The sequence below is a fragment of the Cupriavidus sp. USMAHM13 genome, assembly GCF_001854285.1.
In the GTDB taxonomy this organism is placed as follows: Bacteria; Pseudomonadota; Gammaproteobacteria; order Burkholderiales; family Burkholderiaceae; genus Cupriavidus; species Cupriavidus malaysiensis.
In genome coordinates, this window is the sequence record NZ_CP017751.1 from 999,528 (window position 1) to 1,016,140 (window position 16,613).

Genomic DNA, 16,613 nt, shown 5'->3' on the forward strand with positions numbered 1-16,613 from the left:
CCAGGGCGCGTGGCTGCGTGCGCTCAGCGCAGGTCGGCAGGCGTATCCACGTCGCGGAAGGCGCCGTCGTCCTCGGTCGGGATGCGCGTCACCGGCTGGGTCTTGAGCAGCGCGCGCGCGCCTTCGTCGCCGTCGAGTTGCAGCAGGGCCTCGCGCCAATGGGGGCCGAAGCCGACCGGGTGTCCGCGCCGGCCGTCGCGCCACGGCGCGGCGATGGTGTCCGGCGTGGTGATGGACAGCGCGACCGCGCGCACCAGTTCGAGGCTGAGCCAGGGCATGTCGGCCAGTGCCACTACCCAGCCGCGCGCCTGCGGGGTCGCCGCCACGGCGGCGCGCAGCGCGGCGCCCATGCCGGCCCGCGCCTCGGGCGCTTCCAGCACGCGGCAGCCGGCGCGGCGCAGCTCCTGCGCCAGCGCCTCGCTGCCCGGGCGCACCACGGCGAGCGCACCCGGCAAGGCCACCGCCAGCGTGCGCGCGCTGCGCCAGGCGACCGTGGTGCGGCCGCCGGGCAGCGTTTCCAGCAGCTTGTCGCGCGCGCCGGCGGGATCGAAGCGCCGGCCGAAGCCGGCCGCCAGCAGGATGCCGGTGGGCAGGTCGGTGCCGTCCGGCGCGCCGTTCATGGCGCCGTGCCGCAGGTACTGGCGGCACCGGCCGCCAGCTCGCGCGCGGCCTTGGCGCCCTCGACCTGCAGGATGTCGGGCAGGGAGACGTGGTTCTTGGCGGCGACCACCTCGGCCAGGATCGAGATGGCGATCTCGGGCGGCGTGCGGCTGCCGATGTAGATGCCGACCGGGCCGTGCAGGCGGGCGAGCTGGAGCTCGCTGAGGTCGAATTCCTTGAGCCGTTCGCGGCGCGCCTGGTTGTTGCGGCGCGAGCCGAGCGCGCCGACGTAGAAGGCCGGGGTGCGCAGCGCCTCCATCAGGGCGAGGTCGTCGAGCTTGGGATCGTGGGTCAGGGCGATCACCGCGCAGCGTTCATCGAGCTGCATCTCGGTGACGGTGTCGTCGGGCATGGTGCGCACCATCGTGATGCCGGGGATGTCCCAGGTCTCGGTGTACTCTTCGCGCGGGTCGCACACGGTGACCTGGAAGCCGAGGCCGACGGCGATCTGGCACAGGTACTTGGAGAGCTGCCCGGCGCCGATGACGAGCATGCGGTAGCGCGGCCCGTGGATGGTCAGCAGGGTCTTGCCGTCGAAGGCGAGGCCGTCGGTGGCCAGGGCCGGGCCGAGGGCCGCGTCGCCGCTGGCCATGTCGAGGCTGCGCGCCACCAGGCGGCCGTTCTCGACCGCGTGCAGCAGGGCGGGCAGGGCGCTGGCGTCGGCGCGTGCGGGGGCGAGGGGCTCGCAGACGAGTTCGATGGTGCCGCCGCAGGGCAGGCCGAAGCGGTGGGCCTCCTCGGCGCTGATGCCGTACTTGACGGCCTCCGGGCGGGCGTGGTCGCTGGCGGGAATGCCTTCGCGGCGCACGCGGTCGATGATGTCGTCCTCGATGCAGCCGCCGGAGACGGAGCCGACCACCAGGCCGTCGTCGCGCACGGCCAGCATGGCGCCTTCGGGGCGGGGCGAGGAGCCCCAGGTTCTGACCACCGTCACCAGCAGCGCGCGGTGGCCCTCGGCCATCCAGCGCACGCTGCTCTTCAGGACTTCGAGATCCACGCTGTCCATGATCGTTTCCGCTTGGGTTCGTCTGACTGTCCGCCGCCGCCCTGGCTGCTGTCCTGGCTGCCGTCCTGGTTCTTGTCCTGGCCGCTGCCTTCGCCTTCCTGCGCGGCGGCTTCCTGCGCGCCGCCGCCGAGCGCTTCGGTGAAGCGGGTGAAGAAACTGTCGGCCATCTTGCGCGCGGCGGCATCGACCAGGCGCGAGCCGATCTGCGCGATCTTGCCGCCCACCTGCGCGTTGACCGTATAGCTCAGCAGCGTTTCCTCGCCTTCGGCATCGAGCCTGACGTGGGCGGAGCCCTTGCCGAAGCCGGCCGCGCCGCCCTGTCCGTCGAACTGGATAGTGTAACTGTCGGGCGCCTGGATGTCCTGCAGGGCCATGCGGCCCTTGAAGCGTGCCTTGACCGGGCCGATCGCCGCGGTCAGCGCCAGCAGGTAGGCGTTGTCGCCATCGGGTTCGATGCTCTCGCAGCCCGGGATGCACTGCTTGAGCAGGGCGGTGTCGTTCAGTGCTTCCCAGGCCACTTGCTTGGGCACCGGCAGGCGCTGGGTCTGGTTCATTTCCATGGTCGGGGTTCCTCCTGGTGCGTCGGCGCCGCGTGCGCGGCAGGTGGGTGCGGGACGGCCGCGCGGCCGGCATCGTCGGTGAGCAGCGCCTCGAGCGCGAACAGGCTGTCCAGGTTGTGGGCCGAGCGCAGCGCGTCGACGTGGGGCAGGATGGCCTGCACCCCGCGCGCGCGCGGCGTGAAGCCGGCGAAGCGCAGCAGCGGGTTGAGCCAGATGATGCGGTGGGCGAAGCGGCGCAGGCGCGCCATCTCGCTGTCGAGCAGGTCGATGTGCTCGTGGTCGAGGCCGTCCGTGACCAGCAGCACGGTGGCGCGGCCGGCCAGTACGCGGCGCGCCCATTCGCGGTTGAAGCTGGCCAGCGCGGCACCGATGCGGGTGCCGCCGGCCCAGTCGCGCACGTGGCTGGAGATGGCCTCGACCGCCTCGTCCGGATCGCGTTCGCGCAGGGAGCGCGTGATATTGGTCAGGCGCGTGCCGAACAGGAAGACCGAGAGGCGCTCGCGCGACTGCATCAGGGCGTGGCAGAAGTAGAGCACCGCGCGCGAGTACTGGCTCATCGAGCCCGAGATGTCGAGCAGCAGCACCAGCGGCGGGCGGCGCTCCACGCGGCGGCGGAACTTCCAGCGCATCCATTCGCCCTGCTGGCGCACCGCCAGGCGCGCGCTGGCGCGCACGTCGGCCCGGCAGCCGCTGGCCGCGGTGCGCAGGCGGCGGGTGTGCTGCATGGCGAGGCGGGTGCGGCGCGCCCGCACCAGGTGGCGCAGGGCACGCCACTCTTCGGCGCTCAGGGTCTCGAAGTCGCGCTGGGCCAGGCGTTCCTGGTCGGAGAAGGTGAGCGGCGCGCTGAAGCGCTCGGCCTGTCCGGGCTCCGGCGGGGCGCGCAGGCCGGGCGGCACCTGCGCCGCCAGCGCGTCGGCCAGGCGGTTGCTGCGTCGCGGCGGCGGCGCGCCCGCGTCGACGCGCGGCAGCAGCAACGCGCGCAACTTGCCTTCCCAGTCGGGGTCGCGCCAGAACAGGTCGAAGGCGGCATCGAACAGCGGACGCTGGTCCGGCCCCGATAGCACCAGCGCCGCCAGCGCGGCGCGTACCTCGTCGCGCCTGCCGATGTCGACCAGTTGCAGCGCCTGCAGGGCGTCGGCGGCGTGCGCGGGCGACAGCGGGAAGCCAGCCTCGCGCAGCAGGCGCATGAAATGGGTGACGTTGCGCGCCAGCATCGGCGGACCGTGGCGCTGGCCGGGGGCGGCATGCGGGCGTGCCATGGCGTCAGCGGGCCGGCTCGGGCGCGGCCAGCAGTTCGGCGATGGTGGGGCCGTCCACGCGCGCCAGGTCGTCCTGGTACTTCAGCAGCACGCCGAGCGTATCGCGCACCGACTGCGGGTCGAGCTCGGTGGTGCCGAGCGCGGCCAGCGCACGGGCCCAGTCGATGGCCTCGGCGATGCCCGGCGCCTTGTACAGGTCGAGGGTGCGCAGCCGGTGGATCACGCTGACCACCCGGTGCTGCAGCGCGGTGGCGGCCTCGGGCGCGCGCGCCGCCACGATCTGCAGTTCGCGCTCGCGCGACGGGTAGCCCATCCACTGGTACAGGCAGCGGCGCTTGAGCGCGTCGTGCACCTCGCGCGTGCGGTTCGAGGTGACCAGGATCAGCGGTGGCCGCTCGGCGCGGAGGGTGCCGATCTCGGGGATCGACACCTGGTATTCGGACAGCACTTCGAGCAGGAAGGCCTCGAACGGCTCGTCGGCGCGGTCGATCTCGTCGATCAGCAGCACGCGCGGCACACCCGGCGCCGCGGGATCGGGCAGCAACGCCTCCAGCAGCGGGCGCTTGAGCAGGAAGTCGTCGTGATAGAGCGACTGCGCCTCGGGCCGCTCGCCGCGTGCCTCGGCCAGCCGCAGCGCCATGATCTGGCGCGGGTAGTCCCACTCGTACAGGGCACTGGAGGCATCGAGGCCTTCGTAGCACTGCAGCCGCAGCAGGCGCGTGCCGAGCGTGGCGGCAATGGCCTGGGCCAGCGCGGTCTTGCCGACGCCGGGCTCGCCCTCCAGGAACAGCGGGCGCTGCATGCGCAGGGCCAGGTAGAGCACGGTCGCCGTCTCGCGGTCGGCGAAATACTGCTGGGCTTCGAGCAGGGCGAGGGTCTGGTCGATGGAAGCGGGAAGCATGGATGCGTCAGGTCGGCTTGGCGGCACGTTGGCAATGACCGCCGGTGAGCTCCCCTCTCCCGCAGGCGGGAGAGGGGCCGGAGGCGCGGGCAGGCGGTTTCTATGCGGCAAGGCCCGAAGCGCGCTGGCTCGGGGCTCCGATCCCTCCCACGCCCGGCGGAAGCGGGAAGCCCGCGGCGGAGAAGTCAGCAAGCAGGCGCCACTAGCCCCGCGTCGCCGCCTCCACCGCCCGCGCCGCCAGCACCGGGATCAGGTGGGCCCGGTACTCCGGCGAGGCATGCAGGTCGCCGTTCAGGCCCGCCGGGTCCAGCGTGACCGCGCGTGCCGCCGCCGGCGTGAAGCTGGCGGACAGCGCCTGCTCCAGCGGCTGGCAGCGGAACACGCAGTCGGCCGCCCCGGTCACGGCCACGCGCACGGCGTTGCCGCTGCGCGCCACCATCACGCCGACCAGGGCGAAGCGCGAGGCGGGGTTGCGGAACTTGACGTAGGCCGCCTGCTCGGGCACCGGGAAGCGCACCGACAGGATCAGCTCGTCCGGCTCCAGCGCGGTCTCGTACAGGCCCCGGAAGAAGTCGTCGGCGCCGATCTGGCGGCGGTCGGTCGTCACCGTGGCCCCCAGCGCCAGCACCGCGGCCGGGTAGCACGCGGCAGGGTCGTTGTTGGCGAGCGAGCCGCCCAGCGTGCCCATGGCGCGCACCTGGCGGTCGCCGATGCCGCCGGCGAGCGCGGCCAGCGCCGGGATGCGGCGCCGCACCTCGGCGTCGGCGGCCACGTCGGCATGGCGCGTGGCCGCGCCGATCACCAGCGCGCCGTTCTCCGCGCCGACCCCGGCCAGGCCGGGAATGCGCGTCACGTCGACCAGCGCCGAGGGCGCGGCCAGGCGCAGCTTCATCGCCGCCAGCAGGCTCTGCCCGCCGCCGAGGTACTTGGCGTCGGGATCGGCCTTGAGCTTCGCCACCGCGGCCTGGGTGTCCGCGGCACGTTCGAATTGGAATGCGTACATGTCGGATCCTCGTGCGTCGGGGTCAGGGAGCCTTGGCGGCCTGGATGGCCTGCCAGACGCGGTGCGGCGTGGCGGGCATCTGGATGTCGTGCACGCCCAGCGGCGACAGCGCATCGACCAGGGCATTGATGAAGGCCGGCGGCGAGCCGATCGCGCCGGCCTCGCCGCAGCCCTTGACGCCCAGCGGATTGTGCGTGCAGGGCGTGCCCTTGGCGGTCTCCACGGTGAAGTCGGGCAGGTCGCCGGCGCGCGGCATGGCGTAGTCCATGTAGGAGCCGGTCAGCAGCTGGCCGCTTTCGTCGTCATAGACGCAGCGCTCCAGCATGGCCTGGCCGAGGCCCTGGCCGATGCCGCCGTGCACCTGGCCTTCGACGATCATCGGGTTGATGACGTTGCCGAAGTCATCCACCGCGGTGAACTTGACCACCCACGACTCGCCGGTGTCCGGGTCGACTTCCACCTCGCAGACGTAGGCGCCCGATGGATAGGTGAAGTTGGTCGGGTCGTAGAAGGCGTTCTCGTTCAGGCCGGGCTCGAGCTTGTCGAGCGGGTAGTTGTGCGGCACGTAGGCGGTCAGCGCCACCTCGCCCCAGGTCTTGCTGCGATCGGTGCCGGCCACGCGGAACACGCCGTCCTTGAACTCGATGTCGGCGTCCGAGGCTTCCAGCAGGTGGGCCGCGATCTTCTTGGCCTTGGCTTCGATCTTGTCGAGCGCCTTCATGATGGCCGAGCCGCCCACGGCCAGCGAGCGCGAGCCGTAGGTGCCCATGCCGAAGGGCACGCGGCCGGTGTCGCCGTGCACCACTTCGACCGCTTCCAGCGCGATGCCGAGCCGGTCGGCCACCACCTGGGCGAAGGTGGTCTCGTGGCCCTGGCCGTGGCTGTGGCTGCCGGTGAAGACGGTCACGGTGCCGGTCGGGTCGACGCGGATCTCGCCCACCTCGAACAGGCCCGCGCGTGCGCCCAGCGCGCCGGCGATGTTGGAGGGCGCCAGCCCGCAGGCCTCGATGTAGCAGGAGTAGCCGAGGCCGCGCAGCCGTCCGCGCTGCTTCGCTTCGTCGCGCCGTGCCGGGAAGCCCTTGACGTCGGCCAGTTCCTGCGCGCGCGCCAGGCAGGGCTCGTAGTCGCCGGTGTCGTAGGTCAGGCCCACCGGGGTGGCGTAGGGGAACTGGCGGATGAAGTTCTTGCGGCGCAGCTCGGCGGGGTCGACCTTCAATTCGTGCGCCGCGGCTTCGACCAGGCGCTCCACCACGTAGGTGGCCTCGGGGCGGCCGGCGCCGCGATAGGCATCGACCGGGGCGGTGTTGGTGAAGACCGCCTGCACCTCGGCGTAGATGGCCGGCGTGGCGTACTGGCCGGCCAGCAGCGTGGCATAAAGGATGGTCGGCACGCTGGAGGCGAAGGTGCTCAGGTAGGCGCCCATATTGGCCACCGTGTGCACGCGCATCGCCAGGAACCTGCCGTCGGCGTCGAGCGCCAGCTCGGCGCGCGTCACGTGGTCGCGGCCGTGCGCGTCCGAGAGGAAGGACTCGGAGCGTTCGGCGGTCCACTTGATCGGGCGGCCGACTTTCTTCGCGGCCCAGGTGAGCGCCACGTCTTCCGCGTAGAGGAAGATCTTCGAGCCGAAGCCGCCGCCCACGTCCGGAGCGATGATGCGCAGCCGCGACTCGGGCAGCCCCATCACGAAGGCCGCCATCAGCAGGCGCTCGACGTGCGGGTTCTGGTTGGCCACGTAGACCGTGTAGCTGTCGTCCTGGCGGTGGTAGCTGGCGTTGACCGCGCGCGGCTCGATGGCGTTGGGGATCAGCCGGTTGTTGACGATCTCCAGCGTGGTCACGTGCGCGGCGCGGGCGAAGGCGGCGTCGGTGGCCGCGCGGTCGCCGTGGCCCCAGGTGTAGCAGGTGTTGGCGGGCACGTCGTCGTGCACCAGCGTCCGGCTGGCGGCAGCCTGGGCAGTGTTGACCACGGCCGGCAGTTCGTCGTAGTCGACCTCGATCTTCTCGGCCGCGTCCTTGGCCTGCTGAAGCGTCTCGGCCACCACCAGCGCGACCTGGTCGCCCACGTGGCGCACCTTGTCATGGGCGATCACCGGATGCGGCGGCTCCTTCATGGGGCTGCCGTCGATGCTGTGGATCAGCCAGCCGCAGGGCAGGCCGCCGATCTTGTCGGCCGCCACGTCGGCGCCGGTCAGCACGGCGATCACGCCGGGCGAGGCCTTGGCCTCGGTGGTGTCGATCGAGCGGATGCGCGCGTGCGCGTGCGGCGAGCGCAGGAAGTAGCCGTAACTCTGCTGCGGCAGCGAGACGTCGTCGGTGTACTGGCCATTGCCGGTCAGGAAGCGGTAGTCTTCCTTGCGCTTGACCGCGGCGCCCACCAGGCGCTTGTTGTCGGGTGCGTTCATGGCGTCCTCCTCGCGCTCATTCGGCGCTGGCGGCGGCGCCGGCACCGCGCATGGCGGCCTGGCCCTGCTGCACTGCACGCACGATATTGTGATAGCCGGTACAGCGGCACAGGTTGCCCTCGAGATGGGCGCGGATCGCGTCCGCGCCGGCATCGGGCTGTTCCTGTACCAGCGCGGTGGCGCTCATGACCATGCCGGGCGTGCAGAAGCCGCACTGCAGGCCGTGGCACTCGCGGAAGGCCGCCTGCATCGGATGCAGCTCGCCGTTGCTGCCGGCCAGGCCCTCGATGGTGGTGACCGTGGATCCGTCCGCCTGCGCCGCCAGGATGTTGCACGCCTTCACCGCACGCCCGTCCAGGTGGACGGTGCAGGCGCCGCACTGGGCGGTGTCGCAGCCGACGTGGGTGCCGGTCAGCCGCAGCTGCTCGCGCAGGAACTGGACCAGTAGGGTGTTGGGTTCGACCTGGGCGTCGACGGACCTGCCGTTGACCGTCAGGCGGATCGGAATTGCCATGCTTGTCTCCATGTGGGTGGACGCGCATGGACAGGACCCGGATCCCGAAAGCGACGGCGCGGGACTGGCCACTGCGCGGTACTGCCGTTTGTCGGTACGGCTATTTCGTGATGGTGGTGCCGCCGGCGCTGCCGCCGGGCCCGGGGCGGGCCTTGGCGGGCGGTGGCGCGGCGGCCCGGGCGGCCGGCGAAGGATCGGCCGCGACAGGCTCTAACAGTTAATCACAAATCGCACGAGGCCGCCATGCGGGCAGGGCCGGAGGTGGGGCACTGATAGAATGTCGCCCCCAACCGTGCCCGCTACCGGCCATACGTTCCATGGAAGGATTCCTCGACTGGCTGTTCGGCATCGTCGCCCTGCCCAAGGTGGGGCTGCCGGCCATCTTCCTGGTCAGCCTGGTGTCGGCCACGCTGCTGCCGCTGGGTTCGGAGCCGGCCGTGTTCGGCTATATCAAGCTGAACCCGCACATGTTCTGGCCGGCGGTGATCGTGGCCGCGATCGGCAATACCATCGGCGGCGCGATCGACTGGTGGATGGGTTATGCCGCCAAGCTGGCGCTGGTACGCTACCGCAAGCATCGCCAGGCGCGGCTGCACGAACAGGAACGCGCCCAGCATCGCGCCCATGAGAGGCGGCCGCGCAAGCCGGCCCTGGATGAACGCTATTTCCGCTGGATGCGCCGGCTGGGGCCGCCGGCGCTGCTGCTGTCCTGGCTACCGGCCATTGGTGATCCTTTATGCACATTGGCGGGGTGGCTCCGGCTGCGCTTCTGGCCCAGTGTGGCCTATATGGCCATCGGCAAGTTCCTGCGCTACCTGGCCATGACCAGCGCGCTGCTATGGATTCCCGACGGGTTCTGGCATCAGATGGGGGTGTTCCTGAAGCAACTCTTCTAGCCATTCCCGGTTTTCCATTCCCGGATTTCCCCTGGCTTCCGGCCAGTAGAGCACTTCGGGAGAAAAGTTCCCCACGCTTCAAGGGTCTTGTCATGCTGCGGCGCAGCGATTCCAGCCCTTGCAGTACAATTCCCGTTTAAAGACGACTTGCGCACCGTCCCCGTGCGCTGCAGGAAGCGGTCCCCCATGAACGCCCCACTCGTGCTCGACGCCAAGCTCGCTGCGCAGGACGCCCCGCCGCGCCTGCGCGAAATCCCCTACAACTACACCTCGTTCTCGGACCGCGAGATCGTGATCCGCCTGCTCGGCGAGGAAGCCTGGCGCATCCTGGACGAGTTGCGCGGCGAGCGCCGCACCGGGCGTTCCGCGCGCATGCTGTACGAGGTGCTGGGTGATATCTGGGTGGTGCGCCGCAATCCCTACCTGCAGGACGACCTGCTGGAGAATCCCAAGCGCCGCGAGATGCTGGTGGGCGCGCTGCACCATCGCCTCGGCGAAGTGGAGAAGCGCCGCGCCGCCGACCGCGCCGAGCATGCCGAGCCTGCGGCCGAGGGCCGCTCGCACCGGGTCGAGCAGCTGGTCGCCTTCGCCAAGCAGGCCATCGAGGACTTCAAGCAGGAGTTCGCCCACGCCTATGATCTGCGCAAGCGCGCCCAGCGCGTGCTGGGCCGGGTCACGCAGAAGGACAACATCAAGTTCGACGGCCTGTCGCGCGTCTCGCACGTGACCGATGCCACCGACTGGCGCGTGGAGTATCCCTTCGTCGTGCTGACGCCCGACACCGAGGAAGAGATCGCCGGCCTGGTCAAGGGCTGCTTCGAGCTGGGCCTGACCATCATCCCGCGCGGAGGCGGCACCGGCTACACCGGCGGCGCCGTGCCGCTGACGCCGATGAGCGCGGTGATCAACACCGAGAAGCTGGAGCAGCTCGGTCCGGTCGAAGACACCGACCTGCCGGGCGTGGCGGGCAAGGTGGCCACCATCTTCTCCGGCGCCGGCGTGGTCACGCGCCGCGTGGCGGACGCGGCCGACAAGGCCGGGCTGGTGTTCGCGGTCGACCCGACCTCGATCGATGCGTCCTGCATCGGCGGCAACGTGGCGATGAACGCGGGCGGCAAGAAGGCCGTGCTGTGGGGCACCGCGCTGGACAACCTGGCCTGGTGGCGCATGGTCGATGCCGAGGGGAACTGGCTCGAGATCACCCGCCTGAACCACAACCTGGGCAAGATCCACGACGTGCCGGTGGCCGACTTCGAACTGAAGTGGTTCGACGGCAGCCGGGCGCCGGGCGAAAAGCTGCTGCGCACCGAGACCCTGTCCATCGAAGGCCGCAAGTTCCGCAAGGAAGGCCTGGGCAAGGACGTCACCGACAAGTTCCTGGCCGGCCTGCCGGGCATCCAGAAGGAAGGCTGCGACGGCATCATCACCAGCGCGCGCTGGATCCTGCACCGGATGCCGAAGCACATGCGTACCGTGTGCCTCGAGTTCTTCGGCCAGGCGCGCGATGCCATTCCGAGCATCGTCGAGATCAAGGACTTCCTCGACATCGAGTCGAAGACGCCCGGCGGCGCCATCCTGGCCGGCCTGGAGCACCTGGACGAGCGCTACCTGCGCGCGGTCGGCTATGCCACCAAGAGCAAGCGCAATGCCTTCCCCAAGATGGTGCTGATCGGCGACATCGTCGGCGACGATGAAGACGCCGTCGCGCGCGCCACCTCGGAAGTCATCCGCATGGCCAACGGCAAGAGCGGCGAGGGTTTCGTCGCGGTCAGCCCCGAGGCGCGCAAGAAGTTCTGGCTCGACCGTTCGCGCACCGCCGCCATCGCACGCCACACCAACGCCTTCAAGATCAACGAAGACGTGGTGATCCCGCTGCCGCGCATGGGCGAGTACACCGACGGCATCGAGCGCATCAATATCGAGCTGTCGATCAAGAACAAGCTGGTGCTGGTCGACGCGCTGGAAGGCTTCTTCGCGCGCGGCAACCTGCCGCTGGGCCGCAGCGACGACGCCAACGAGATCCCCAGCGCCGAACTGCTGGAAGACCGCGTCCAGCACGCGCTGCAATTGCTGCGCGAGATCCGCGCGCGCTGGCGCTTCCTGCAGGACAGCCTCGACATGCCGCTGGCCGCGGCCAAGGCATCGCTGATCGGCCACGGCCTGGGCCTGCTCGGCCAGGCCTTCGAGGCGCGCCTGGCGCAGCAGCCGGACGCCACCGTGTTCCACCTGCTGCAGGACCGCACCATCCGTGTGTCCTGGAAGAACGAGGTGCGCGCCGAACTGCGCAAGATCTTCAGCGGCGGCGAGTTCAAGCCCATCCTCGACGAGGCGCAGAAGATCCACAAGCAGGTGCTGCGCGGCCGCGTCTTCGTGGCGCTGCACATGCACGCCGGCGACGGCAACGTGCACACCAACATCCCCGTCAACTCGGACGACTACGACATGCTGCAGGACGCCCACCGCGCGGTGGCCCGCATCATGACGCTGGCGCGTTCGCTGGATGGCGTGATTTCGGGCGAGCACGGCATCGGCATCACCAAGCTGGAGTTCCTCACCGAGGACGAGATCGGCGACTTCCGCGCCTACAAGCAGCGCATCGACCCGCAGGGCCGCTTCAACAAGGGCAAGCTGCTGCCCGGCGCCGACCTGCGCAACGCCTACACGCCGTCGTTCGGCCTGATGGGCCACGAATCGCTGATCATGCAGCAGAGCGACATCGGTGCCATCGCCGACAGCGTCAAGGACTGCCTGCGCTGCGGCAAGTGCAAGCCGGTGTGCGCCACCCACGTGCCGCGCGCCAACCTGCTGTACAGCCCGCGCAACAAGATCCTGGCCACCTCGCTGCTGGTCGAGGCCTTCCTGTACGAGGAGCAGACCCGCCGCGGCGTGTCGATCAAGCACTGGGACGAGTTCTCCGACGTGGCCGACCACTGCACGGTCTGCCACAAGTGCGTGACGCCCTGCCCGGTGAAGATCGACTTCGGCGACGTGTCGATGAATATGCGCAACCTGCTGCGCAAGATGGGGCAGAAGAAGTTCAACGCCGGCACTGCCGCGTCGATGTTCTTCCTCAATGCCACCAGCCCGCAGACGATCAACCTGGCCCGCAAGGCGATGATCGACTGGGGCTACAAGGCGCAGCGCCTGGGCAACGATGTGCTCAAGACGCTGGCGAAGAAGCAGACCGCCCATCCGCCCGCTTCGGTGGGCCGCCCGCCGGTGCGCGAGCAGGTGATCCACTTCGTCAACAAGAAGATGCCGGGCAACCTGCCCAAGAAGACGGCGCGCGCGCTGCTCGACATCGAGGACAACGAGATCGTGCCGATCATCCGCGACCCGAAGCGGACTTCGCCCGAGACCGAGGCGGTGTTCTACTTCCCGGGCTGCGGCTCGGAGCGGCTGTTCTCGCAGGTCGGCCTGGCCACCCAGGCCATGCTGTGGCATGTCGGCGTGCAGACCGTGCTGCCGCCGGGCTACCTGTGCTGCGGCTATCCGCAGCGCGGCGCCGGCCAGTTCGACAAGGCCGAGAAGATCGTCACCGACAACCGCGTGCTGTTCCACCGCGTGGCCAACACGCTGAACTACCTCGACATCAAGACGGTGGTGGTCAGCTGCGGCACCTGCTACGACCAGCTTGCCGGCTATGAATTCGAGAAGATCTTCCCGGGCTGCCGCATCATCGACATCCACGAGTACTTGCTGGAGAAGGGGGTCAAGCTCGAGGGCGTGACCGGTACGCGCTACATGTACCACGATCCCTGCCACACGCCGATCAAGACCATGGATCCGACCAAGCTGGTCAACGAACTGGTCGGCGGCAACGGCGCGGCGGGCAAGATAGAGAAGAACGAGCGCTGCTGCGGCGAGTCGGGCACGCTGGCCGTGACCCGTCCGGACGTGTCGACGCAGATCCGCTTCCGCAAGGAAGAGGAAATGCGCAAGGGCGCGGACAAGCTGCGCGGCGACGGCTTCGACGGCGACGTCAAGATCCTCACCAGCTGCCCGTCCTGCCTGCAGGGCCTGTCGCGCTACAACGAAGACGCCACGGTGCAGGCCGACTACATCGTGGTCGAGATGGCGCGCCACCTGCTGGGCGAGAACTGGATGCCGGAGTATGTGGAGAAGGCCAACGCCGGCGGTATCGAGCGGGTGCTGGTGTAAGGCATAGCCAGCACCCTTGGTTGGCTCCCCTCTCCCGCTTGCGGGAGAGGGGCAGGGGGAGAGGGCGGGCGCCGGCAGATCGCGACGTGCTCGACCACACCGTGGGCTTTGTTCGGGCCTCGGCGCGCTGGATAACACCGAAGGCTTCGTTATGCGTGGCGCCTTGCTGGACCACCCCTCTCCCCCGCCCTCTCCCCATGAGGGGAGAGGGAGCCCAGACACTATGCTTGGCGATGGGTGTCGGTGCATCCGCACCCACGCCTGCCGACCTCGATCAACAGTCCCCGTCCGATGACCTCAGTCCCGAACTGCCCCCTCTGCGACACCGATGGCGGCGAACTCCTCTGGCGCGGCGCGCGTGCGCGCCTGATCCTGGTCGAGCATGAGCGCTTTCCCGGCTTCTGCCGCATCGTCTGGAACGACCATGTCGCCGAGCTGAGCGACCTGTCGCCCGATGACCAGGCCTGGCTGATGCGGCTGATGGTCGCGGTGGAGCAGACGCTGCGCGAGGTGATGGCGCCGGACAAGATCAACCTGGCGGCCTTCGGCAATATGGTCCCGCACCTGCACTGGCACGTCATTCCGCGCTACCGCTGGGACACGCACTTCCCCGAGCCGGTATGGGGCAACGCCCAGCGTGAGGCCGATGCGGCCCGGCTGGCGGGCCTCGGCAAGCTGTTGCCGGCGCTGCGCACCGCGCTGGCGCCGCTGCAGGACCTGCGCTGAGCGCGCGTTGCGCGGCCGTCCGAGCGCACCCTTGTGCACGTCCAGGCGGTTTCCGGCGTTGAAGGGAGGGGTGCGGAACCTGGCCCGCCTTCCCGGCTTCTAACAGCGTCCCGCTTTCTGTTCCCACCATACGCGGCCCGTGCCACCATGCCGGCCCGCGTTCGCGAAAGGTCTTATGTCTACACCGACCTCCGTTACCGTGCCGGGTCCGGCCGTTCCTGTCCGTGCCCTCGAGATCCAGAGCCGGCTGCGGCTGGCTGCCACCTGGGCGCTGATCAAGCCCTACTGGAAATCGGAAGACCGCAAGGCCGGGCTGGGCCTGCTGGCCTTCGTGGTCGCGCTCAACCTGGGCATCGTCTACATCAACGTGCTGCTCAACGAGTGGAACCGCGTCTTCTACAACGCGCTGGAGCAGCACGACTACGCCGCCTTCAAGACGCTGCTGATCCGTTTCTCCTGGATCGCCGCCTTCTTCATCGTTGCCGCCATCTCGCGCCAGTACTACACGATGATGCTGCAGATGCGCTGGCGTACCTGGATGACCGGCCGCTTCATGGATCACTGGCTCGGGCACCAGGCCTACTACCGCATCGAGCAGACCCACGCCACCGACAACCCCGACCAGCGTATCGCCGATGACCTGCGCTCCTTCACCGACGGCGCGCTGACGCTGTCGCTGGGGCTGCTCAACTCGGTGGTCACCCTGGTCTCCTTCGTCGGCATCCTGTGGAGCGTGTCGGGTCCGATCAGCTTCGCGCTCGGCGGCGGCGAGATCGTGATTCCCGGCTACATGGTCTGGTTCGCGGTCGGCTACGCGGTGATCGGTTCGCTGGTCGCCCACCTGGTGGGCCGGCCGCTGATCGGCCTGAGCTTCCAGCAGGAGCAGTACGAGGCGGATTTCCGTTTCACCCTGGTGCGCCTGCGCGAGAACAGCGAGCCGGTCGCGCTCTACCGCGGCGAGCCGACGGAAAAGGCCGGACTGGGGGCGCGCTTCGGCCGCATCCGCGCCAACTGGAACCAGCTGATGCGCTACACACGGCGCCTGACCTTCGTCAATTCCGGCTATAGCCAGTTCGCCATCATCTTTCCGCTGATCGTGGCCGCGCCGCGCTACTTCGCCGGCAAGATGACGCTGGGCGGGCTGATGCAGATGAGTTCGGCCTTCGGCCAGGTGCAGGGCGCGCTGTCGTGGTTCGTCGACAGCTATTCCACGCTGGTGGGCTGGAAGGCAGCGGCCAACCGCCTGATCGACTTCCAGGAGGCCATCCGCATCGCCGAGCGGCAGGACCAGGAACATACCGGCGTGCGCGATATCGAGGTGGTGTCCACCGACGACGCCAGCATCCGGCTCGACGCCCTGGCCCTGGCGCTGCCGACGCCGCGCCGCAGTTCCAGCGCCCAGGCAGCGCTGGTGGCGCCGTTCTCGCTGACCATTGCGCCGGGCGAGCGCTGGCTGGTCAACGGTCCTTCCGGCTGCGGCAAGAGCGTGCTGGTACGCGCGCTGGCGGGCATCTGGCCCTATGGCAGCGGCACGGTGGAGCTGCCGCGCGCCGCCCGCATGCTGTTCCTGCCGCAGCGCAGCTACCTGCCGATCGGCACGCTGGCCGACGCGCTCGCTTATCCGGACGCGGGCACCGCGCACAGCAGCGAACGGCTGCAGCAGGTACTGCGCGAGACCCGGCTGGGCCAGCTCACCGGCCAGCTCGACGTGCTCGACAACTGGTCGCTGCGCTTGTCGCCGGGTGAGCAGCAGCGCCTCGCCTTCGCCCGTGCGCTGCTGCAGAAGCCCGACTTCCTCGTGCTGGACGAGGCCACCAGCGCGCTGGACGAGGACACCGAGGCCGCCATGTACGAGCTGGTGGTGGGAGCGCTGCCGCGCTCGGCCATCATCAGCGTGGCGCACCGGAGCACGGTGGCGCGCTTCCATGACAAGCGCCTGCGCTACCTGCCGGCCGACGGTGTGGATGGGCAAGGCCTGGCGCCTGCGGTAAGCTATCGGGTCGTACACGAAGCGTGAGGCCCGCGCCGCCGTGAGCCTGCCGGCTCGCCGCGGCCCGCCGGGCGCCCGCGCCAATCATCATGGCAGGCCTAGAGAAAGACACTCCCCATCCCACGGCGCTGACCGTCCACACCCAGTCCCGCGTGCTGGAGATCGGTTTCGACAACGGCCGCGCCTTCCGCCTGCCGTTCGAGCTGCTGCGCGTCTACTCGCCCTCGGCGGAGGTGCAGGGGCATGGTCCCGGACAGGAAGTGCTGCAGACCGGCAAGCGCGAGGTCGGCATCGACGCGGTGGAGCCGGTGGGCAACTACGCGGTGCTGATCCGCTTCAGCGACGGCCACGATACCGGCATCTATTCCTGGGAGCTGCTGTACCGCCTGGGCGACCAGCAGGAATCGCTGTGGCTGGCCTACCTGGATCGCCTGGCCGCGGCCGGCGCCGATCGCGACACCCCGATGCCGGCGGCTGCCGGCCACGCCTGCGGCCACCACCACTGAGCCGCATCCGCATTCCCCTGGAGTCAGATA

General features: G+C 69.7%; 13 protein-coding genes. 5 read left to right on the top strand and 8 right to left on the bottom strand.

Translation table 11 applies throughout. The features are described from left to right. Positions 1-23: 23 nt before the first annotated feature. The 8 genes from BKK81_RS04530 to BKK81_RS04565 all read right to left on the bottom strand — a co-directional run bounded on the left by BKK81_RS04530 (position 24) and on the right by BKK81_RS04565 (position 8,304). Positions 24-620, bottom strand: a complete 597-nt coding sequence (locus BKK81_RS04530; RefSeq protein WP_071010953.1) for a nucleotidyltransferase family protein — start codon at positions 618-620, stop codon at positions 24-26. Beyond that, the gene (locus BKK81_RS04535; protein ID WP_071010954.1) at positions 617-1,666 is read right to left on the bottom strand and encodes an XdhC family protein; all 1,050 of its coding nucleotides are present in this window, start codon (positions 1,664-1,666) and stop codon (positions 617-619) included. The genes BKK81_RS04530 and BKK81_RS04535 overlap by 4 nt, the downstream gene beginning before the upstream one ends. Continuing rightward, positions 1,639-2,226, bottom strand: coding sequence for a CoxG family protein (locus BKK81_RS04540; protein WP_071010955.1), 588 nt, complete (start codon positions 2,224-2,226; stop codon positions 1,639-1,641). The genes BKK81_RS04535 and BKK81_RS04540 overlap by 28 nt, the downstream gene beginning before the upstream one ends. Continuing rightward, positions 2,217-3,485, bottom strand: coding sequence for a vWA domain-containing protein (locus BKK81_RS04545; RefSeq protein ID WP_071010956.1), 1,269 nt, complete (start codon positions 3,483-3,485; stop codon positions 2,217-2,219). The genes BKK81_RS04540 and BKK81_RS04545 overlap by 10 nt, the downstream gene beginning before the upstream one ends. 4 nt (positions 3,486-3,489) lie before the next feature. Then, positions 3,490-4,386 carry an AAA family ATPase gene (locus tag BKK81_RS04550; protein ID WP_071010958.1) on the bottom strand — a complete coding sequence of 299 codons (897 nt, stop codon included), beginning with the start codon at positions 4,384-4,386 and terminating at the stop codon, positions 3,490-3,492. Positions 4,387-4,588: 202 nt separating this feature from the next. Then, positions 4,589-5,389, bottom strand: a complete 801-nt coding sequence (locus tag BKK81_RS04555; protein ID WP_071010959.1) for an FAD binding domain-containing protein — start codon at positions 5,387-5,389, stop codon at positions 4,589-4,591. A 22-nt stretch (positions 5,390-5,411) separates the two neighbouring features. Further along, positions 5,412-7,790 (bottom strand): xanthine dehydrogenase family protein molybdopterin-binding subunit, encoded by a 2,379-nt coding sequence (locus BKK81_RS04560; protein ID WP_071016053.1) that lies wholly within the window; start codon positions 7,788-7,790, stop codon positions 5,412-5,414. A 16-nt stretch (positions 7,791-7,806) separates the two neighbouring features. After that, positions 7,807-8,304 (bottom strand): (2Fe-2S)-binding protein, encoded by a 498-nt coding sequence (locus tag BKK81_RS04565; RefSeq protein ID WP_071010961.1) that lies wholly within the window; start codon positions 8,302-8,304, stop codon positions 7,807-7,809. Between the two features lie 317 nt (positions 8,305-8,621). Between BKK81_RS04565 and BKK81_RS04570 the strand changes: the two genes are divergently transcribed. The 5 genes from BKK81_RS04570 (at position 8,622) to BKK81_RS04590 (ending at position 16,583) form a co-directional block, all read left to right on the top strand. Then, positions 8,622-9,200, top strand: a complete 579-nt coding sequence (locus BKK81_RS04570) for a YqaA family protein (RefSeq protein ID WP_071010962.1) — start codon at positions 8,622-8,624, stop codon at positions 9,198-9,200. A 186-nt stretch (positions 9,201-9,386) separates the two neighbouring features. Continuing rightward, positions 9,387-13,361, top strand: coding sequence for a DUF3683 domain-containing protein (locus tag BKK81_RS04575; RefSeq protein WP_071010963.1), 3,975 nt, complete (start codon positions 9,387-9,389; stop codon positions 13,359-13,361). 291 nt (positions 13,362-13,652) lie between these two features. Further along, on the top strand, positions 13,653-14,087 hold the full coding sequence (locus BKK81_RS04580) for an HIT family protein (protein ID WP_071010965.1): 435 nt from the start codon (positions 13,653-13,655) through the stop codon (positions 14,085-14,087). Between the two features lie 175 nt (positions 14,088-14,262). After that, complete coding sequence (locus BKK81_RS04585; protein WP_071010967.1) at positions 14,263-16,104, top strand: ABC transporter ATP-binding protein/permease; 1,842 nt, start codon at positions 14,263-14,265, stop codon at positions 16,102-16,104. A gap of 62 nt (positions 16,105-16,166) precedes the next feature. After that, entirely contained in the window at positions 16,167-16,583 is a 417-nt protein-coding gene (locus tag BKK81_RS04590; RefSeq protein WP_071010969.1) for a gamma-butyrobetaine hydroxylase-like domain-containing protein, read from the top strand. The last annotated feature ends 30 nt before the right edge of the window (positions 16,584-16,613 follow it).